At 68.9% G+C, this 19,709-nt stretch carries 15 protein-coding genes; 13 read left to right on the forward strand and 2 right to left on the reverse strand.

Annotation, left to right across the window (positions count from 1 at the left end):
• Window positions 1-96: 96 nt before the first annotated feature.
• The 3 genes from GT590_RS08890 (at window position 97) to GT590_RS08900 (ending at window position 3,425) form a co-directional block, all read left to right on the forward strand.
• Window positions 97-585 (forward strand): DUF1269 domain-containing protein, encoded by a 489-nt coding sequence (locus tag GT590_RS08890; RefSeq protein WP_161171018.1) that lies wholly within the window; start codon window positions 97-99, stop codon window positions 583-585.
• 543 nt (window positions 586-1,128) lie between these two features.
• Complete coding sequence (locus GT590_RS08895) at window positions 1,129-1,707, forward strand: helix-turn-helix domain-containing protein (protein WP_161171019.1); 579 nt, start codon at window positions 1,129-1,131, stop codon at window positions 1,705-1,707.
• 11 nt (window positions 1,708-1,718) lie between these two features.
• Complete coding sequence (locus tag GT590_RS08900) at window positions 1,719-3,425, forward strand: AMP-binding protein (RefSeq protein WP_240129913.1); 1,707 nt, start codon at window positions 1,719-1,721, stop codon at window positions 3,423-3,425.
• Window positions 3,426-3,441: 16 nt separating this feature from the next.
• Here GT590_RS08900 and GT590_RS08905 read toward each other — a convergent pair whose 3' ends face one another.
• Complete coding sequence (locus tag GT590_RS08905; protein ID WP_161171020.1) at window positions 3,442-4,551, reverse strand: hypothetical protein; 1,110 nt, start codon at window positions 4,549-4,551, stop codon at window positions 3,442-3,444.
• A gap of 31 nt (window positions 4,552-4,582) precedes the next feature.
• On the opposite strand from GT590_RS08905, the gene GT590_RS08910 reads away from it, so the two are divergent.
• The 9 genes from GT590_RS08910 to ribF all read left to right on the forward strand — a co-directional run bounded on the left by GT590_RS08910 (window position 4,583) and on the right by ribF (window position 15,316).
• Window positions 4,583-6,427 carry a sensor histidine kinase gene (locus tag GT590_RS08910; RefSeq protein ID WP_161171021.1) on the forward strand — a complete coding sequence of 615 codons (1,845 nt, stop codon included), beginning with the start codon at window positions 4,583-4,585 and terminating at the stop codon, window positions 6,425-6,427.
• Between the two features lie 414 nt (window positions 6,428-6,841).
• Complete coding sequence (gene rimP / locus GT590_RS08915) at window positions 6,842-7,321, forward strand: ribosome maturation factor RimP (RefSeq protein WP_161171022.1); 480 nt, start codon at window positions 6,842-6,844, stop codon at window positions 7,319-7,321.
• A gap of 17 nt (window positions 7,322-7,338) precedes the next feature.
• Window positions 7,339-8,556, forward strand: a complete 1,218-nt coding sequence (gene nusA / locus GT590_RS08920; RefSeq protein WP_161171023.1) for a transcription termination factor NusA — start codon at window positions 7,339-7,341, stop codon at window positions 8,554-8,556.
• Between the two features lie 30 nt (window positions 8,557-8,586).
• Window positions 8,587-8,868 carry an RNase P modulator RnpM gene (rnpM, locus tag GT590_RS08925; protein ID WP_161171024.1) on the forward strand — a complete coding sequence of 94 codons (282 nt, stop codon included), beginning with the start codon at window positions 8,587-8,589 and terminating at the stop codon, window positions 8,866-8,868.
• 17 nt (window positions 8,869-8,885) lie between these two features.
• Window positions 8,886-11,648: a translation initiation factor IF-2 gene (gene infB, locus GT590_RS08930; RefSeq protein WP_161171025.1), complete on the forward strand. Its 2,763-nt coding sequence runs from the start codon at window positions 8,886-8,888 to the stop codon at window positions 11,646-11,648.
• Between the two features lie 293 nt (window positions 11,649-11,941).
• Window positions 11,942-12,379 carry a 30S ribosome-binding factor RbfA gene (rbfA, locus tag GT590_RS08940; RefSeq protein ID WP_161171026.1) on the forward strand — a complete coding sequence of 146 codons (438 nt, stop codon included), beginning with the start codon at window positions 11,942-11,944 and terminating at the stop codon, window positions 12,377-12,379.
• A gap of 9 nt (window positions 12,380-12,388) precedes the next feature.
• Entirely contained in the window at window positions 12,389-13,399 is a 1,011-nt protein-coding gene (locus tag GT590_RS08945) for a bifunctional oligoribonuclease/PAP phosphatase NrnA (RefSeq protein WP_161171027.1), read from the forward strand.
• On the forward strand, window positions 13,396-14,409 hold the full coding sequence (gene truB / locus GT590_RS08950; protein ID WP_368854014.1) for a tRNA pseudouridine(55) synthase TruB: 1,014 nt from the start codon (window positions 13,396-13,398) through the stop codon (window positions 14,407-14,409). Before GT590_RS08945 ends, truB begins: the two co-directional genes overlap by 4 nt.
• Complete coding sequence (ribF, locus tag GT590_RS08955; RefSeq protein WP_161171029.1) at window positions 14,393-15,316, forward strand: riboflavin biosynthesis protein RibF; 924 nt, start codon at window positions 14,393-14,395, stop codon at window positions 15,314-15,316. The genes truB and ribF overlap by 17 nt, the downstream gene beginning before the upstream one ends.
• A gap of 97 nt (window positions 15,317-15,413) precedes the next feature.
• Here ribF and GT590_RS08960 read toward each other — a convergent pair whose 3' ends face one another.
• Window positions 15,414-17,315, reverse strand: a complete 1,902-nt coding sequence (locus GT590_RS08960) for an LTA synthase family protein (protein ID WP_161171030.1) — start codon at window positions 17,313-17,315, stop codon at window positions 15,414-15,416.
• Window positions 17,316-17,606: 291 nt separating this feature from the next.
• Here GT590_RS08960 and GT590_RS08965 point away from each other — a divergent pair, with 291 nt between their 5' ends.
• Entirely contained in the window at window positions 17,607-19,706 is a 2,100-nt protein-coding gene (locus tag GT590_RS08965; protein ID WP_192925335.1) for a sodium-translocating pyrophosphatase, read from the forward strand.
• Window positions 19,707-19,709 lie beyond the last annotated feature (3 nt).

The following is a 19,709-nucleotide window of genomic DNA, read 5'->3' on the forward strand; positions in this document are numbered from 1 at the left end:
ATCGGTCGGGCATCGTCCGGCAACGCTTTGCGCCATTGCGGACGCAGAGCCTTAGAGTGGGGCTGTATCGATTCGCATCGAAAGGAGCCCCATCAAATGAGTACGCTCATCGTGCTCGGTTATCCGAGCGAACAGGAAGCGAAATCCGCTTACCAGAAGGTTCTCGACCTCGACAAGAACCTCATCGTCAGCCTCCAGTCCATCGCCGTCGTGGCGCGCCGCGCCGACGGCAAGTACGACGTGGTCACGCCCGGTTCCAAGGTGGGCACCTCCGCGGTGTGGGGCCTGTTCTGGGGCGTGCTGTTCGGCCTTCTGTTCTTCGTGCCCGTGTTCGGCGCGGCCATCGGCGCCGGCATCGGCGCGCTGACGGGCGCCATCGTCAAGCGCGGCGTGGACAAGGACTTCCAGGACCGCGTGCGCAACCTGCTGTCCGGCGACGACAGCGCCGCCGTGTTCATGGTGGTGGACGAGATGACCACCGACAAGTTCATCGACGCCATCCGTCCGTTCGGCGGCGACGTGCTGCAGACCTCGCTGTCCATCAAGGACGAGGACGAGCTCAAGCACGAGCTGTTCAAGAACTGACGACCCGACCGCGTCGGGTTGCGGGGGCCGTATGGTTCCGCCGTTGCGAAGCCGCCTTCCGAGGCGGCTTCGTCCGTCTCGCGCCCCGCTTCGGCGTTCGGCGTCGATCTGCTCCTGCGAGCAATGCAGCGCCGCCTCTTCAAGCGGCGCGGGCGTGCCAGGCGTCTTCGAAGTTTTGGCAGGTTTTGCGCGATATTCACCCGATCGGGCCCGCTTGTCTCGCGGCGAGCGCCCTTGCGAGCTTGACCGCCCTGCATCGTCGCAGGTCGCGAAAACCTCCTTGCTTAAAATCGCAGCGGGATCGGGCGGCCGGCGGTGAATTCCGTGCGTTTTCGACCAGAAAACGCGATTCGGCTGGCGCAGCCGTACCATGGCCGGCGTCGCGCCCCGCCGCATCGCGCGCCCGCCGCGCCGCGTCCCCCCGTGGCGCGACGCGGCGCCAAGCGCCTCCGCCGTTTCGGCCGCACGCCTAATCGTGGCCGGATAACGGCAGATCGTGGGGTAGTATGGCGGGTACGGAAAGCACGAGGAGAGGACGCTGCCATGGCGGACGAGAACAAGCTGGGGAACAAGATCACCACCCTTCGGACGGCGCACCACCTGTCGAGCCAGGACCTGGCGGATCGCTGCGGATGCGACGTCTCGGTCATCGAGGAGCTCGAGGCCGGCGAGCTGCCGCCCTCGCTCGCGCCGCTCATCAAGATCACGCGCGCGTTGGGCGTGCGCCTCGGCACCCTCATGGACGACGACGAGAACCTGGGCCCCGCCTACATCGACCGCGAGCAGATGGAGGAGGTTGCGAAGGTCAAGACGCTCGAGACGGCCAGCGACGCCGGCGACCTGAGCTACTTCAGCCTGGCCGCGGGGCGTCCTTCGCGCCACATGGACCCGTTCGTCATCACGGTCGACCCCTCGGGAGAGACCGATCACGAGCTCGTGGGGCACGAAGGCGAGGAATGGCTCTTCGGCATGGAGGGCTCCATCGAGATCGAGTACGGCAAGGACGTCTACGTGCTGCATCCGGGCGAGAGCATCTACTACGATTGCATCGTGCCGCATCAGGTGCGCGCCCACGACGGCCAGAAGGCGAAGTTCCTCGCCGTCGTGTACACCCCGATCTAGGGAGGGCGGACATGATGACCGACGAGAAGAACGGGGCCGCTTCGGGCGCCCCCGTCCCAGGGGACGCCGACTACCCGCTGCATTCCGAGAAGACCATCGGCTCCTACTTCCGCGAGCAGGCGGCGATCGATCCCGACCACGAGTTCGTCGTGTACCCCGACCGCGACCTGCGCTGGACGTACCGGGACTTCGACGAGCGCACCGACAACCTGGCGCGCGGCCTGCTGGCCATCGGCATGCGCCCGGGCGACCACCTGGGCGTGTGGGCGCGCAACATCCCCGACTGGCTGACGTTCATGTACGCCACGGCCAAGATCGGCGTGGTCATGGTGACGGTGAACCCCGTGTACAAGAGCCACGAGCTGGACTACGTGCTGAAGCAGTCGGACATGAAGGCGCTCTGCGTCATCGACGCCTACCGCGACGTGGACTACCTCGAGATCATCCGCGAGCTCGTGCCCGAGACGCTCGCCCAGCAGCGCGGCTACCTCGAGTCGGAGAACTACCCGTTCCTCAAGAACATCATCTACATGGGCCCCGAGAAGCACCGCGGCTGCTACAGCGTGCCCGAGCTCGTGCTGCTGGGCCAGCACGTGCCCGACGACGCGCTCGCGGAAGCGGAAACCCATTTCGACAACAACGACGTGGTGATGATGCAGTACACGTCCGGCACGACGGGCTTCCCGAAGGGCGTCATGCTCACGCACCGCAACATCCTCAACAACGGCTTCTACATCGGCGAGGGGCAGAAGCTGGGCCCGGACGACCGCGTGACGCTGCCGGTGCCGTTCTTCCACTGCTTCGGCTGCGTGCTGGGCGTCATGGCGAACCTCACGCACCGCTCCACCATGATCATCGTGGAGGAGTTCGACGCGGGTCTCGTGCTGCAGGCCATCCACAAGGAGCGCGCCACCAGCGTCTACGGCGTGCCCACCATGTTCATCGCCGAGCTCAACCATCCCGACTTCGACACGTTCGACCTGTCCAGCCTGCGCACGGGCATCATGGCCGGAAGCCCCTGCCCGCCCGAGACGATGCGCGAGGCCATGGACAAGATGAACCTCACGGAGATCACCATCTGCTACGGCCTCACCGAGACGAGCCCCGTGTTCACGCAGACCAGCGCCGACGACGACCTCGAGCACAAGTGCGAGACGGTGGGGCGCAAGCATCCGCCGGTCGACGTGCGCGTCATCGATCCCGCCGACGGGCACGTCTGCGCGCCGGGGGAGCCGGGCGAGCTCTGCTGCAAGGGCTACAACGTGATGAAGGGCTACTACAAGATGCCCGAGGCCACGGCCGAGGCCATCGACGCTGACGGCTACCTGCACTCCGGGGACCTCGGAACGGTCGACGAGGACGGCTACTACCGCGTCACCGGGCGCATCAAGGACATGATCATCCGCGGCGGCGAGAACGTCTACCCGCTTGAGGTGGAGAACTTCCTGCTCACCATGCCCGGCGTGCTGGACGCCCAGGTGGTGGGCATCCCCGACGAGAAGCTCGGCGAGATCGTGGGCGCGTTCGTCCGCGTGCGCCCCGGACACGAGGGCATGACCGAGGACGACGTGCGCGCCTTCGCCATCCCGCGCATCGCGCGCTACAAGGTGCCCAAGCGCGTGTTCTTCGTGGACGATTTCCCCATGACCCCGTCCATGAAGGTGCAGAAGTTCAAGCTGCGCGAGATGGCCGAGGAGTTGGTGCGCGCGGGGAAGTAGGCGCGTCGGCGCGCGTTCAGGGGCGCGGTTTGCGCGGGCGTCTCGGGCGCGCCCGCAGCACGGCGTGGGCTCCTCCGGCGACGGCGACGGTTCCGGCGGTGGCCCCGACGGCCCACACGAAGCCGGGGATGCGTCCCTCGTCGGGGGGTTCGCCTGCGGCGGGCGCGCTTGCGGGCGCGGCGGACGGATCCGCGCCGTCGTGCGCGCTCGTCGCCGCAGCGTCCTCGCGTTCGGCGGAAGGCTCGGCCTGGCCGTCCCCGGCGTCCGGGCTTCCCCCGGCGTCCGGGTCGTCGCCCTCGCCGGACTCGCTTCCGGGGGCTTCGCCGTCCTCGGTCGCGCCGCCGCCCTGCGGGGACGCGACGGCCTTCTCGGTCGCGGGCGCGAGGTCCGCCGGAGAGCTTTCGGGGTCGACGCGCGCGCTTTCCCCTTGCCCCACGCCGCCGCGGTTGCCGCCGCCGTCGCCGGCGTCGACCGCAGGCGGGTTCACGACGTTCGGGGGCTCCCGGTCCGGCTCGTCGGGCGCTTCGGGGGAATCGGGATCCGGTGGAGGATCGGGAAGCCATTCCTTTGCGTACTCGATGAGCGCCGGTTCGTACTCGGTGGTCCTCAGCGCTCCGTTCTCGAGCGTCACCGCGGTCGCGCGCAGGTAGAAGTCGCGGTAGTCGACGGTGTCCGACGAGTAGCTGACCGTGCAGTACAGGATGGTCGGGTTCTGGAAGTCGTCGTCGTAGACCGGCTGGATGCTGTCGATGCCCGAGGCGTACTCCTGCCAGCCCTCGTCCCATTCGAACGTGCCCCAGCGCTCCCATTCGCCGGGGGCGTCCGCGTACGCGCGGTCGACGTAGAGGACCTGCAGGGCGGGATGCCCGGTCCCCTCGTCGCGACGGCACGGGTCCACCGGCAGCGCGGGCAGGAACAGCAGCGCGCTCATCCCCACATCGGGGATGATGCGGACGATCTGCCCGAACGGCTCGTCGACGCGGTCGACGGCGCCGCCCCCGACGCTTCCGCCCCCGACGGAGCCGCCCGCGCCCAGCGCGCTCGCGGCGCCGCACGGCAGGAGGGCGGCTGCGAGCGCGAGGCCGAGCGCGCATGCGAGCGCGCGTTTTCTGGTACCATGCTGCACGGAGGCTCCTTGTCGTTGCGGAAGGTGGCGTATGCCGGTTCGTGCGCTATGTCGCGCGGCAGCTCCTGCGGCGGCGATCTTCCTGCTGGCGGGATGCCTGTTCGCGTTGACGTACTACCATGATAACAAATACATCGCGCCGCCCCCGTACGGTTCGGCCGGCATCGTCGAGATCGACGACGCCGACCTCGCGCGCGCAGTCCCGCTCGTGGACGGGTGGCTGCTCTGCGTGGACGGCGGGCCGCAGACCGAGACGTTCATCGGCCAATACTCGAATTTCTCGTACGCGCCGGGCGGCACGTCGCCGTTCGGCAGCGCCTCCTACGAGCTCACCCTGCGCTACGTCGGCGAGCAGGGCGAGCGCGCGCTCGTACTGCTCGTCCCCGAGGTGTACGGCGACTACGCGCTGTACGTGGACGGCGTCCTCGCCGCGTCGAGCGGGGGCGCCGCGGACGTGGGCGTCATAGTGGGCGGCGACACGCGCCTGCGATTCGAGGTGGCCAACGACGCGAGCTACTACAGCGGGCTGTACTACCCGCCCGTGCTGGGCACGGCGCAGGAGATTGCGAACATCCAGTTCGCGAACGCGCTGTCCGCGTGCGTGCTCGTGCTGGCCCCGCTCGCCGCGGCGCTGTTCGCGCTGGCCGTGCGCCGCAGGCGCGACGGCGACGCGCTCGTGCGCGACTTCGGCGTGCTGTGCGTCGCCTTCGCCGTGGCGGGCGCGCACGGGCTGGCGTGGCGCGCGGGAATCTCGGGCGCGTGGTTGCACGCCGTGGAGGACGCCGCCTGGTCGTGCGTGCTCGTGGCCGCTGTGGCGCTCGCCGCGCGCGTTGCGGGGCTGCCCTGGACGCAGGCGAGGCGCCCGGCCGCGCGTTGGGGCGCCCGGGCGCTGTGGGCGCTGCCGGCCCTCACGTTCGCCTGGGTGCTCGCCATCCCCGCGTTGCCGGAGTCCATCGAGGCGTACGGCCTGTTCCAAACGGTATCGCGCGTCGGATGCTGGGGCTTGTTCGTGGGATGCGCGGTGGCCGGCGCGCTCAACCGCAGCGCCGAGGCGCGCTTCGTGGGGTACGGCTGCGCGGTGCTGGGCGCCGCGCTCGTGGCGAACCTGCTCGACAACAACGCCTACGAGCCGCTGTACGGCCTGTGGCAGAGCGAGTACGCGGGGCTGCTGCTCGTCGGCGTCTTCGCCTGGATGCTCGTGGAGCGCGTGCGCCGCCTGCGCGCTGCGGGCGAGCAGGTGCGCGACCTCGAGGTGCAGGTGCGCGCGGCCGAGACCAGCCTCAAGCACCTGCGCAGCGGCGAGGAGGCCACGCGCGCCGCGCGCCACGACCTGCGCCACCATGTGGGCGCGCTGCGTCAGCTCGCCGACGCGGGGGAGTGGGAGCGGTGCCGCTCCTACCTCGACGAGCTGGGAGAGCGGCAGCGGTCCGAGGCGCCGCTGCGGTACGCCGACAACCTCGTGGTCAACGCCGTCATGGCGGCCTACCTGTCGCCGGCGCAGGCCGCCGGCGTGCGGGTGAGTTGGGACGTTGGGGTGCCGCCCGAGCTCGGCATGAAGAGCACCGAGCTCGTCGTGCTGCTGTCCAACGTGCTGTCGAACGCCGTGGAGGCGTGCGAGCGCGCCCGCGACGCCGGGACGGACGCGCCCGAGCTGGCGTTCTCCATGCGCGAGCAGGCGGGCCGCCTGGCCGTCCGCTGCGAGAACTCGGCCGCCCCGGGGGCGGCGTTCGGCCCGACGAGCAAGGCCGACGCGCGCAGCCACGGCCTCGGGCTGCCGACCGTGCGCCAGATCGTCGAGCGCCGCCACGGCGCCCTGCTCGCCGACGTCGAGGACGGCACCGCCGTCGTCCGCATCGTCCTGCCCTTGGACGGTTGAGCCCTCTGAGAAGCGCATTGTCGGTCGAAAGCCTCGCTTTCGAGCCGATTTCCGAGGCTTTCGACCGACAGTGCGCTTCTCGACGTGAGACGAAGGGACGAGACGATTGCCCCGTCCCTTCGTCTCGCCTTCGCGCTGCCCGTCGCCCCGCTTGCGCCAAAATATGGTGAACTTGCGTTCTGCCCGATAGGCGCGCTAGTCAAAACGTTGCCGATATGGTATAAATGCAGGGCACGACAAAGAAGCAAGCGCGTTTTTCGCGCACCATACTTTCGACACTCGAGAAAGTGGGCTTGTTCCCGCTTTCTTTGTTTGTAAGGGCTCGCCGCCAAGCGCGGCGGGCGAGCATGGGGCGGCGAAGCACGACGGCCGGCGCGAACGCCCGGCCGCGACCAAACGGGAAGGAGGATGCGCGTGCTCGGCAAGAAGGAACAACAGCTGCTCGACGCGTTGGCTCCCCGGGCGGAGCAGGAGGGCGTCGAGGTCGTCACGGTCGAGGTCGCGGGCGCGAAGAAGGCCCCGACGATTCGCGTGTACATAGACACGCCCGACGGCGTGAGCTTCGACGAGCTGTCCTCCGCGCAAGCGTGGATCAACGACATCATGGACGAGCTCGACCCGTTCCCCGGGGCCTACACCCTCGAGGTGTCGTCGCCGGGCATCGACCGGCCGCTGCGCACCGCGGAGCACTTCGCACGGTTCGCGGGCGAGACGGCGGTGCTCAAGACGCAGCCCGTGGACGGCCGCAGCAACTGGACCGGCACCATCGTGGGGGCGGACGCGGACGCGGTCACGCTCGCCGTGGACGGCGCCGAGGCGCGCATCCCGATGGACGTCGTCAAGCGCGCCCATCTCAAAGGCACGATCGATTTCAGCTCGCAGGCGAGCATCTGAGGAAAGGAAGCGAAGACGTGGCAAGTTCAGAACTGATTGAGGCGTTGCAGGCGCTGGCTCATGAGCGCAAGATCGACGAGTTCTACCTCATCGAGCGTTTGGAGCAGTCGCTCGCCAAAAGCTACGAGCGCATCCTCGACCTCGAGTGGGACGCTCGCGTGACCATCGACCGCCAGTCGGGCCATATCTACGTGTACGAGCTCGTGCCCGTGGGCGAGCCCGACGAGGAGACCGGCGAGTACGAGGAGTTCGAGGAGCGCGACGTCACCCCCGACGACGTGAGCCGCATCGCCGCCCAGAACGCCAAGGGCGTCATCGCGTCCATCGTGCGCGAGGCCGGCCGCCAGTCCATCTACGAGGAGTTCTCCGATCGCGTGGGCGACCTCGTGACGGGCACGGTGCTGCAGGGCACGCCCGACTTCACCATTATCAAGATCCGCGACGGCGTGGAGGCCGAGCTGCCCCACTACGACGTGAAGCGCAACCCCAACGAGCGCAACGAGCGCCCGTCCAACGAGCACTACCGCCACAACCAGCGCCTCAAGGTGCTCATCATCGAGGTTCGCGACCCGAACTCCGACGCGCCGAAGATGCGCGGCGAGCAGGCGCGCCCGGCCATCGTGGTATCGCGCACGCATCCGGACCTCATCCGCCGCCTGTTCGAGATCGAGGTTCCCGAGATCTACGACGGCATGGTGGAGATCAAGTCCATCGCCCGCGAGCCCGGCGCCCGCTCCAAGATCGCCGTGGCGTCGCGCGAGGCGAACCTCGACCCCGTGGGCGCCTGCGTCGGCCCGAAGGGCAGCCGCGTGCGCATGGTGGTCGAGGAGCTGCGCAACGAGCGCGTCGACGTGATCCAGTGGGCCGAGGACCCGGCGGTGTACGTGGCCAACGCGCTGTCCCCGGCGAAGGTGACGCGCGTCGTCATCGACGAGGACAACCACTACGCCACCGTCGTGGTGCCCGACGACCAGCTGTCGCTGGCCATCGGCAAGGAGGGCCAGAACGCCCGCCTCGCCGCGCGCCTGACGGGGTGGCACATCGACATCAAGAGCGCCAGCTTCACGGGCGAGTCGCTCGCGCCGATGGACAACATGCTGATCGACGAGGACGAGGCCGGCGACGACGAAGCCGGGCTGTGCGCCTACGTCGGCGAGGATTCGGTCCGCTGCCGCAACCATGCCCGCCCGGGCAGCCGGTACTGCGGCGTGCACGCCGACCTCGACGAGGCGTAAGACCGGGTTGACGAGAGAGGGCGGCCTGGAATGACGACGACGGCGACGAAGCGGCAGCGCAGCTGCATCACGTGCGGGAAGCTGGCCGGCAAGGCCGAGCTCCTGCGCATCGTGCGCGACCCGTCCGGCGCCGTGTCGTTCGACGAGACCGGCCGTGCGCCGGGCAGGGGGGCGTACGTCTGCTCCGAGGAGTGCTTCGCCGCCGCATGCAAGAAGAAAAAGCTCGACCGGGCGCTCAAGGCGACGCTCGGCAGCGATGAGTACGACAGGATCGCCGCCGACGTCGCTTCGGCTGCGCGCGAAGCGAGATAGAAGTAGAGGAGTGGTATATGGCCAGCATGCGAGTACATGAGTTGGCGAAGGAATTCGATATGTCGAGCAAAGAGCTGCTCGACAAGCTGCAGCAGATGAAGATCCCCGCGAAGAGCCACGCGAGCATGCTCGCGGACGCCTACGTCGACAAGATCCGCAAGAACCTCGAGCCCGAGATCAAGCAGCGCGCCGGGCAGCTGGAGGACGAGGAGGCCAGAAAGCTCGCCGAGGAGCGCGCCGAGGCCGAGCGTCGGAAGGCCGAGGAGGAGCGCGCCCGCCGCGAGGCCGTGGAACAGGAGCGCGCCGCCCGCGAGGCCGAGCGCGCCCAGCGCGCCGAAGGCGCCTCCGACGACGAGCGCGCCGCGGGGGCCGAGGGCTCCGGCAAGCCGAGGAAGGCGCCGGCGTCCTCGCCGTTCGAGAGCCTGGCGAGCCAGATCGAGAGCGAGAAGGAACGCGTCGCCCGCGAGGCCGCCGAGGCCCGCGCCCGCGCTCGCGCCGCCAAGATGGCCGCCGAAGTGGCCAAGAAGCAGGCCGTGGAGGAGGCGCTGCGCAACCGCAACGCCAAGGGCTCGAAGGGCGCCTCGACCGCGTCCGCGCCCAAGAAGCCCGCGCCGGTGCTCGGCGCGAAGAAGCCCGCGTTCGACTCGCTGCTGTCGCAGATCGAGGCGGAGAAGCAGCGCATCGAGGCCCAGAAGCAGGCCGCCCCGGCCGCCCGCGGCGCCGCCGGCAAGGGCCCGCGGCCCGAGCGCCCGGCCAAGAAGGGCAAGAAGGGCGGGCACGTCGAGCAGGTCGTGCCCGAGCTGGAGCAGCAGGCTTCCCAGCCCGAGGACCGCTACGCCCAGATGGCCGTGCAGGCCGAGAAGCTGCAGCGCGACAAGGTGCTGGCCGAGGCCCGCGCCGCCGTCGCCGCCGCCTCCACCCACGAGGGCGAAGGCCGCCGCAAGAAGCGCAAGGAGAAGCGCGAGGCCGAGAACCGCGAGCGCATGGAGCTCGAGGCCATCGAGAAGGGCCTCGACCCCACGCTCGTGCTGGACGACTCCGTCGTGGAGATCCCCCAGGGCGCCACGGTGGCGAAGTTCGCCGAGCTTCTGGGCGTGCAGCCCAACGATATCATCAAGCGCCTGTTCATGCTGGGCCAGGTGCTGACGCTCACGCAGTCGATGGCCGACGACATGATCGAGCTCATCGCCGACGACCTGGGCCGCAAGGTGCGCGTCGTGTCGCCGGAGGAGGAGTACGCGGTGGTCTACCACGACCGGGAAGAGGACCTCAAGTCCCGTCCGCCCGTGGTCACCGTCATGGGCCACGTCGACCACGGCAAGACGTCGCTTCTGGACGCCATCCGCGACACGGGCGTCGTGGCCAGCGAGGCCGGCGGCATCACCCAGCACATCGGCGCGTCGGTCGTGGAGATCGACGGCAAGCAGATCACGTTCATCGACACGCCGGGCCACGAGGCGTTCACGGCCATGCGCGCCCGCGGCGCCCAGGTCACCGACGTCATCGTGCTCGTGGTGGCCGCCGACGACGGCGTCATGCCGCAGACCGTCGAGGCCATCAACCACGCGAAGGCGGCCGAGGTGCCCATCGTGGTGGCCGTCAACAAGATCGACAAGCCGGGCGCGAACCCCGACCGCGTGCGCCAGGAGCTCGTCGAGTACGGCGTCATCCCCGAGGAGTGGGGCGGCACCAACATGTTCGTGGAGGTGTCGGCCAAGCAGCGCCTGCACATCGACGACGTGCTGGAGACCATCATCCTGCAGGCCGACGTGCTCGAGCTCAAGGCGAACCCCGACGCCGAGGCCTCCGGCTTCGTCATCGAGGCGAACCTCGACAAGGGCCGCGGCCCCGTGGCCACCGTCCTCGTGCAGCGCGGCACGCTCCATCCGGGCGACGTCGTGGTGGCGGGCCCGTCCTACGGCCGCGTGCGCGCCCTCGTGGACCCGCGCGGCAAGCACGTCGACGCGGCGCTGCCCGCAGACCCGGTGGAGATCCTGGGCCTCAACAGCGTGCCCGTCGCCGGCGACGAGTTCCGCGTGTTCGAGGACGAGCGCGACGCCCGCAAGCTGGCCGAGGAGCGTGCGCTGCGCGCCCGTTTGGCCGAGCAGGAGTCCAAGAGCCACATGAGCCTGGACGACCTGTTCAACCGCATCGAGGAGGGCAAGCAGACCGACCTGAACCTCATCGTGAAGGCCGACGTGCAGGGCTCCATCGAGGCGCTGCGCGACGCGTTCGAGAAGATGGACCAGTCCGAGGTGCGCATCAACATCGTGCACTCCGCGGTCGGCGGCATCACCGAGACCGACGTCACGCTGGCCTCCGCCTCCGACGCCATCATCATCGGCTTCAACGTGCGCCCCACGGGCAAGTCGAAGCAGCAGGCCGAGAAGGAGAAGGTGGACATCCGCCTGTACAGGATCATCTACCAGGCCATCGAGGAGATCAACGCCGCGCGCGTGGGCCTGCTTTCCCCCGACATCGTGGAGGAGGACACCGGCATCGCCGAGGTTCGCGAGACCTTCAAGGTGCCGAAGGCGGGCACGATCGCCGGCTGCTACATCATCGACGGCGAGATCCACCGCGACGACAAGGTGCGCATCGTGCGCGACGGCACCGTGATCTTCGAGGGCGTCATGGCTTCCTTGCGCCGCTTCAAGGACGACGTGAAGTCCGTGAAGCAGGGCTACGAGTGCGGCATCGGCATCGAGAAGTTCCAGGACCTCAAGGTGGGCGACCACATCGAGGGCTACACCGTGAAGGAAGTCGAGCGCACGGAGTAACAAGGGTTCCACCTGGATCGCGAAGCGCCCGGCAATGCCCAGTCGCTCGGCAGTCCTGCTCGCTCGGACAGCCCACTGGGCTGTCCGGCTCGTGCGGAACTCGCTTGGTGGGCACAGCCGGGCGCTTCGCTGCGGCAACCTTGCGGTTACCATGCAGGGCGCGCGCTTTGATCGGCGAAGCCCTCGCGGTATGCTGGGCTTCGGGGCTGACCGGCGATGTCGAAGTCACTCGGTTAGCTATAGGCCCTTTGTTCCACCTGCAAGGTTCGCCTTTATCGGTAAGGAGACGCATCATGAAACAGAGTTCATCGAATCGCAAGGTCAACGAGCAGGCGCGCGAGATCATCGCGGGCATCCTGCTGTTCGAGATATCGGATCCGCGCTTGGAGCTGGTCACCGTCACCGGCTGCGAGGTGAGCTACGACCGCAGCGTGTGCAACGTGTTCTACACCACCGAGCCCGACCGCTACGAGGACGTGGCCGCGGCCTTCCAGAAGGCCTCGGGCCGCATCCGCTCGCTCATGGCGAAGCAGCTGTCGTGGCGCATCGCGCCCGAGCTGCGCTTTTTGCTGGACAAGAGCGTGGACGAGGCCGAGCGCATCGCGTCGGCCCTCGAGCGCGACGCGGCACGCAACAAGGTGACGGCTCCCACGGACAGCGACGTGCCGGCGGACGCCGACGTCATCGCCGACCGAGAGGCCGAAGCCGAGCAGGCTTCCGACGACGAATAGGGAGACTCCATGACGGTCACGCCCCAGACGAACACCGACCTCGCCTCCATCGCCGAGGCGCTCAAGGCGCACGACGACTTCGTCGTCTGCGGGCACGTGAGCCCCGACGGCGATTGCCTGGGCTCGCAGCTCGGCTTGGCCGCGGCGCTGAAAGGCCTCGGCAAGCGCGTGACCTGCCTTTTGGCGAAAGACGAGCCTATCGACGAGCGGCTCGCCTTCCTGCCGGGGGCGGCCGAGCTGGTGCCGGCGGCGTCCTTCGACGGGCGCGCGCAGGTGTTCGTGGGCGTGGACGTGCCCACCCGCGAGCGCATCGGGGAAGCGGCCGCCGCCCTGCGCGACGGCTGCGAGCTGGCGGTGACCGTCGACCACCATGCGGTGGACGAGGCGATGTCCGACCTCGTGTACGTCGACCCCGACGTCGCGTCCACCACGATGCTCGTGTGGGAGCTCGCGGGCCTCTTGGGGGCGGATCGCGCGGGCGACGTGGCGCTGTGCTGCTACACGGGCCTCGTCACCGACACGGGCCGCTTCCAGTACCAGAACACCGACGCGGCCGCGATGCGCGCCGCCGCCGAGATGGTGGAGGCAGGCGCCGACCCGGCGTCCGTGTCGCGCGCCATCTTCCAGAACCGAACGCTTCCCTCCGTGCGCCTCGAGGGCGTCGCCGTCGAGCGCATGGCGTTCGGGGCGGACGGGGCCTTCGTGCTGAGCTGGCTTTCCGCCGACGACTTCGAGGCCGTCGGCGCGGTGAAGGCCGATGCCGAGCCCATCATCGACGCGCTGCGCTCGGTGGCGGGCGTGCGCGCGGCGTGCATGCTGCGCGAGCAGGGCGACGTCGTGCGCGGCAGCCTGCGCGCCAAGGACGGCACCGACGTGGCCGCCATCGCCCGAACGTTCGGCGGGGGAGGGCACGTCGCCGCAGCCGGGTTCACGCTGCCCTGCCCGATGGACGAGGCGCGCCGGCAGGTCCGGGAAGCGCTCGAGGCCGCCTTCGCCGTCGAGGGGGCGTGCCGCGCGTGAAACGGGGGCTTTCGGGGCTGTCGCTGGTCGTCGGGGTGAACAAGCCGGCCGGCATGAGCTCGCATGACGTGGTGAACCGCTGCCGGTCCATCTTCGGCGAGCGCCGCGTGGGGCACACGGGCACGCTCGACCCGATGGCCACCGGCGTGCTTCCCATCTGCGTCGGCCCGGCCACGCGCCTGGGGTCGTATCTGACCGGGCACGACAAGCGCTACCGCGTGTCCATCGCGTTCGGCGCCGCCACCGACACCGACGACGCCGCCGGCCAGGTGGTGCGCACGGGCGACGTGCCCGGCCGCGTGCTCGACCCCGAGTTCGCCGCCGCGTTCGTCGCGGGCCTCGTGGGCAAGCGCAAGCAGATGCCGCCCGCGTACTCTGCCATCAAGGTGAACGGCAAGAAGTCCTACGAAGCGGCGCGCGCCGGCAACATCATCGACCTTGCGCCGCGCGACATCGAGGTGTACGATGCGCGGTTGTTGGGCGTCGACGAAGGCGACGGCGAGGCGCCTCCTTCGTGGGACGTGTCGTTCGAGGTGTCGAAGGGCACCTACATCCGCGCGCTCGCCCGCGACGCCGGCGTGGCGCTGGGGTGCCCGGCGCACGTGGCCGCGCTCGAGCGCACCGAGCTGGGGCTGCTCACGCTGGAGGAGTGCGTGAGCTTGGAAACCCTGGCCGAGCTCAAGGACCGTGCGGCGCTCGACCCGGTGCGCCTGCTGGGCGTGCGCTTCGCCTACGCTCAGGACGACCTGGCGAAGAAGGTGGCGAACGGGGCGCAGCTGAGCGCCGACGCGCTGCCGCTGTTCGAGCGGAGGCGCTCGACGGCGGCGCTCGAGATGTGCGCCTGCACGGCGGGCGTGCGAGAGAGCTGCGAGCCGCCGCGCGACGGCGAGCTGGTGGCCGTGCTGACCGACAACAAGCTGGTTGCGCTGTATGCGTTCGATGAGGGGCGCGCTCGCTACGAGACGCGCTGCGTGTTTCAAACGGGGGTGTCTCGTGGCAGAGATATTTAGAGTCGACGAGTCGTTCGACCATGCGTTCTTCAAAGGCACGTCGTGCGCGTTCGGCGTGTTCGACGGTGTGCATCGAGGGCATCGCTTCCTGCTCGACCGCGCCCGCGCCACCGCGTGCGCGAGCGGCGGCAAGAGCGTGGCGCTGACGTTCGACATCGATCCCGACGAGGTGTTCCATCCGGCGCGCCTCAAGAAGCTCATGACGAACGAGGAGCGCGTGGCCATGCTGGCGGAAAGCGGCGTGGACGCCGTCGCGGTGCTGCCGTTCACGCACGACTTCGCCTCCTCCTCGCCGGAGAAGTTCCTCGTGCAGACCTTCGACGGCACGCCCCCGGCGTTTTTGCACGTGGGCTACGACTTCAAGTTCGGCGCGCGCGCCTCGGGCACGGTGCGCGACCTCGACGCGTGGGCGGCCGAGGGGGGCACGGACGTGCAGGCGCACGACCTGCAAAGCGACGACGGCGCGCCCATCACGGCCACGCGCATCCGCCTGCTTCTGGCCGACGGGAGCATCGAGGAGGCGAACCATCTGCTGGGCCGGCCGTACTTCATGACCGGCATCGTGCAGCCGGGTCGCGGCGAAGGCGCCGACCTGGGCTTCCGCACCGCGAACCTCACGGTGCCCGACCAGATGCGCCCCCTCGGCGACGGCGTGTACGCCGCCTACGCCCACGTTGACGGCGCGCGCTACAAGGCGGCCGTGAACGTGGGCGTGGCCGCCACGTTCGCCGACCGTGCCACCGCCACCTGCGAGGTGCACCTCCTCGATTTCGAAGGCGACCTCTACGGCAAGCCGGTCAAGGTGGAGTTCCTCCACTGGCTGCGCGAGATGCGCAAGTTCGACGACCTGGACGAGCTGGTGGCAACGGTCAAGGGGAACATCGCCTGGGTGCGGGAGAACCTGTAGGGCAAGGGATGAGACAAAGGGACGGGGTAATCGTCTCATTCGCGCGCGAATGAGACGATTACCCCGTCCCTTTGTCTCATCCCGTCCCTTCGTCTCCCTACTTAGTCGCCCAAACCGAATCCTTGTTGAACAGGTTGTCGTACTGCACCGTCGCGTAGGCGCGCAGCGCTTCCAGCGCGTCGCCGGCCTCGGCGCCCTCGTCGTCGAAACCGTGCCAGGCCCCGTCGGCGGTCAAGAAGCCGTTGAGGTTGATGGCGGGGATCGCCTCGCGCACGGCCAGCAGGAAGCGCTGGTAGCCCGTCGTGGGCAGGCCCGCGGCTTCCACCAGCTTCGATCCCAGGTAGTTGAGGCTCGTGCGCTCGCTGCCGCCGTTGCCCGACGCGTGCGCGCCCTGTGCGCGGGCGGCGTCGTTCGCCCAGATGAGGTACGGCACGGTGTAGCGTTCCTGCACGGCTTCGAGCCCCAGGTCGTCGGCCGTCGCGCCGTGGGTGGCCTCGAACAGCCAGTCGCTGAAGCCGGGCTGGTGGTCGCCGAAGAAGCACAGCACCACGGGCCTGTCGAGCGCGTTCAGCCTGTCCACGAGGTAGGCGAGGTCGCGGTCGGCCTGGCGGATGACGCTCGCGTACTCGTCGAGCTCCGACGACGTGCTGCCGTCGTCGAGCGGCACGCTCACCGCCAGCTCGTCGGCGAGGCCGCCCACGTCGTAGCCGCCGTGGTTCTGCAGCGTCACGTCGAAGACGAACTGCGGGTGCTCGTCGGCTTCCAGCAGGTCGAGCACGTAGTCGTACGTCGCGCGGTCGGTGGTGAGCCCGCGCAGCGTGTCGGCGTCCTCGAACGCGGCCTGGTCGGAGAATTCGTCGAAGCCCAGCTGGTCGTACACGCGGTCGCGGCGCCAGTTCGTGTTCTCGGCCGGGTGGACGGCATGGGTCGCGTAGCCCAGCGCGTCGAAGTACGACACGAGGCTCTCGGCGCCGTCAAGGTCGTACAGCACGTAGGGGTACACGCCGCCGCCGAGGTGGCCCATGGTCGAGCCGGTGAGGAACTCGAACTCGCTGTTGCACGTGCCTCCGCCGAGCGCCGACACGTACGCGTCGCCCGCCTCGAGCGCTTCCTCCGCGATCTCGTAGTAGTGCGCGGGGCGGGCGTCGGTGCCCGCGAGGCCGGGGTAGCGCGACAGGTCCGCGAACGTTTCGTTCATGACGGCTATCACGGTGGGGGCCTCGGCTCCGTCGACAGCCTCGGGCGAGCCGTCGGCGAGCCCGCCGAGCAGCGCCGCCACGCCGTCGGCGTCGTACCCTTCCGGTTGGGTCGGGCTCAGATCCTGCACGCGCTTGAGGAAGCACAGCGCCGATCCCTGCTCGGCGTACGATTCCTTCACGCCCCAGACGTCCACGGAACAGCCATAGGCCTCCTCGATGTCGACCGCGCTCATCCACCAGCCGAAACCGCATACCAAAGCCAGCGCGCACGCGGCGTTGGCCAGCCCTTTGCGGGGGGACAGCGGCACGCGGGGGACGAAGGCCAGCGCCGCGCAGTACGCAACGAACACGGCGATCGCGAAGGCCAGGCTCGCATCGAGCGAGAACGAATAGCCTGCTCCCACCGATGCGGCGGTGGACAGGGCGAAGAGGTCGGCTGGCACCACGGGCTGCCCCTTGAACAGGATGACGAAATGGTTCGCCGTTCCCGCGAGCAGGCACGCGGCCGCGAACACGGCCGCCGAAGCCCGCGAGCGCTGCCCGACGGCGTACACGATGGCGAACAGCCCCGCGAGCACCGCCAGGTTCAGGGCGACGAAATAGGGGTCCATGGACGAGAGCCGGTCGTTGTAGGGCGCTTCGAGCAGCAGGAACCCCACCGGCACGGCGAGCGCCATGACGAGGGGGCGCGCGGCGCGCGAGGCGGCCGACGAGCGCGCGCGGGCCCGGGCGGCTTCAAGGGAGGCGGCAAGCGCGCAGGCGGCGTCCCGTGCCGCTGTGATGCGCTGGAAGAACGTCATGTCGGTGCTCCTCGCGTGAATCAGACGTGTCGCATGTTCGAAAAGGCACAGTATAACGGATAACGGTTCGCTTACGGATGCGAACGCGGAATCCCGAGGGGCCGCGCGTCCGCCCCTGGTGCGGGGCTTGCGGCCTTCCGCCTCCAAAAAACCTCGATTACGGGTTCACATTACCTCCAAATACCCTAAAATAAGGCAGTTGCGACTTTCTCGCCCGAATGCCCGGCGAAAAGGTCGCATGTCGTATCGGTTCGAACAAGGAGGAGACACGTGACTACTGCAGTCGCATGGATGGCTCCCGTGTGTGCCCTCATCGGCATCTGCATGGCTGCCTACCTCGGATCGTGGGTCCTGAAGCAGGATCCGGGTCCGGACAAGATGAACAACATCTCCCTGAAGATCCAGCAGGGCGCCAAGGCGTTCCTCATGAGCGAGTACAAGCTGCTCGTCATCTTCATGGTGATCGTCGCCGTCGTGATGGCGCTCGCGCTGTCGCCGATCACGGCGCTGGCCTTCGTCACGGGCGGCGTCATGTCCGCCGCCGCCGGCTACGTCGGCATGCATGTGGCGACGCGCGCGAACACGCGCACGGCCCACGCCGCCGAGGAATCGGTGGCCAAGGCCCTCAACATCAGCTTCAAGTCCGGCCTGACGATGGGCCTGTGCGTGGCGTCCTTCGCCTTGCTGGGCCTTTCGCTGTGGCTGCTTCTGCTCGTGTTCGGCATCAACATCGTCGAAGTGGCGCAGATGCACACGAACATCGGCATGGTCGAGGGCTTCGCCACCGGCGCTTCCGCTGTCGCGCTGTTCGCCCGTGTGGGCGGCGGCATCTACACGAAGGCGGCCGACGTGGGCGCCGACCTCGTGGGCAAGGTTGAAGCGGGCATTCCCGAGGACGACCCCCGCAACCCGGCGACCATCGCCGACAACGTGGGCGACAACGTGGGCGACGTCGCCGGCATGGGCGCCGACCTCTTCGAGTCCTACACGGGCGCCATCCTGGCCCCCACCATCTTGGCCGCCACGTTCGGCGCGCTGGGCGGCTACTTCGCCACGGGCGACCTCGTGTGGGCTCTCGTGACGCCGCTCCTCATCGCGGGCTGCGGCATCATCACGTCCATCATCGGCCTGTTCGCCGTGCGCACCAAAGAGGGCGCGGCGCTGCACAAGGCGCTCAACCGCGGCACCTACGTGGCCGCCGGCATCGAGATCGTCGTGATCTTCTGCCTGTTCGCCATCTGGAACTCCCAGTCGGTCGAGGCCCAGCCGCTGTGGCTGTTCGGCTCGGTGCTGTGCGGCCTGATCGCCGGCCTTGCCATCGGCAAGATCACCGAGTACTTCTGCTCCGACAAGTACAAGCCCGTGCATAAGATCGCCGACGCGGCCGACACCGGCGCCGCCACGGTCATCATCGAGGGCCTCGGCACGGGCATGCTGTCCACCATCGCCCCCATCGTGCTGGTCGCCTTGGCCATCATCGGCGCCTTCACGTTCGGCAACATGGCCTTCCCGCTGGCTTCGGCCGAAGGCGGCATCGCCGTCGGCCTGTTCGGCGTGGGCCTGGCCGCCACGGGCATGCTGTCCAACACCGCCATCACCATCGGCGTCGACGCGTACGGCCCCGTCGCCGACAACGCGGGCGGCATCGCCGAGATGGCCGGCCTTCCCGAGGAAGTGCGCGATCGCACCGACGCGCTCGACGCCGTGGGCAACACCACCGCGGCCATCGCGAAGGGCTTCGCCATCGCGTCCGCGGGCCTGTCCGCCATCTCGCTGTTCGTGTCCTACCAGGCCACGATGCACCACTCCATCTCCGATTTCTCGCTGACGCTGACCGACCCGCTCATCGTGGCCGGCATCTTCCTTGGCGCCATGATGCCGTTCATGTTCGCGGCCCTCACCATGGGCGCCGTGTCGCGTGCGGCCCATGCCATGGTCGAGGAAGTGCGTCGCCAGTTCCGCGAGATCAAGGGCATCATGACCTACGAGGCCGAGCCCGAGTACGACAAGTGCGTGGCCATCTCCACCTCGTCCGCGCTGCGCGAGATGATGCTCCCGGGCTGCCTTGCCATCGTGGTTCCGGTGCTCATCGGCTGCTTCAACCCGGCCATGCTGGGCGGCTTCTTGGCCGGCGCCGTGGCCACCGGCATGCTCATGGCCATCTTCATGTCCAACGCCGGCGGTGCGTGGGACAACGCCAAGAAGTACATCGAGCAGGGCCATCATGGCGGCAAGGGCTCCGAAGCCCACAAGGCCGCCGTCGTGGGCGACACCGTGGGCGACCCGTTCAAGGACACCTCCGGCCCGTCCATGAACATCCTCATCAACCTCATGACCATCGTGTCGTTGACGTTCGCCCCGCTGTTCGTCATGATCCAAGGTCTGTTCTAAGCG

The sequence above is a fragment of the Eggerthella sp. BIOML-A1 genome (assembly GCF_009875595.1).
Classification (GTDB): Bacteria; Actinomycetota; Coriobacteriia; order Coriobacteriales; family Eggerthellaceae; genus Eggerthella; species Eggerthella lenta.

Bases quoted from the DNA above. Each gene is read 5' to 3' on its own strand.
- GT590_RS08890 (WP_161171018.1), top strand. From the start codon at position 97: ATGAGTACGCTCATCGTGCTCGGTTATCCGAGCGAACAGGAAGCGAAA.
- rbfA (WP_161171026.1), top strand. From the start codon at position 11,942: ATGAAACAGAGTTCATCGAATCGCAAGGTCAACGAGCAGGCGCGCGAG.
- GT590_RS08895 (WP_161171019.1), top strand. From the start codon at position 1,129: ATGGCGGACGAGAACAAGCTGGGGAACAAGATCACCACCCTTCGGACG.
- rnpM (WP_161171024.1), top strand. From the start codon at position 8,587: ATGACGACGACGGCGACGAAGCGGCAGCGCAGCTGCATCACGTGCGGG.
- GT590_RS08900 (WP_240129913.1), top strand. From the start codon at position 1,719: ATGATGACCGACGAGAAGAACGGGGCCGCTTCGGGCGCCCCCGTCCCA.
- GT590_RS08910 (WP_161171021.1), top strand. From the start codon at position 4,583: ATGCCGGTTCGTGCGCTATGTCGCGCGGCAGCTCCTGCGGCGGCGATC.
- GT590_RS08945 (WP_161171027.1), top strand. From the start codon at position 12,389: ATGACGGTCACGCCCCAGACGAACACCGACCTCGCCTCCATCGCCGAG.
- GT590_RS08965 (WP_192925335.1), top strand. From the start codon at position 17,607: ATGGCTCCCGTGTGTGCCCTCATCGGCATCTGCATGGCTGCCTACCTC.
- infB (WP_161171025.1), top strand. From the start codon at position 8,886: ATGGCCAGCATGCGAGTACATGAGTTGGCGAAGGAATTCGATATGTCG.
- GT590_RS08960 (WP_161171030.1), bottom strand. From the start codon at position 17,315: ATGACGTTCTTCCAGCGCATCACAGCGGCACGGGACGCCGCCTGCGCG.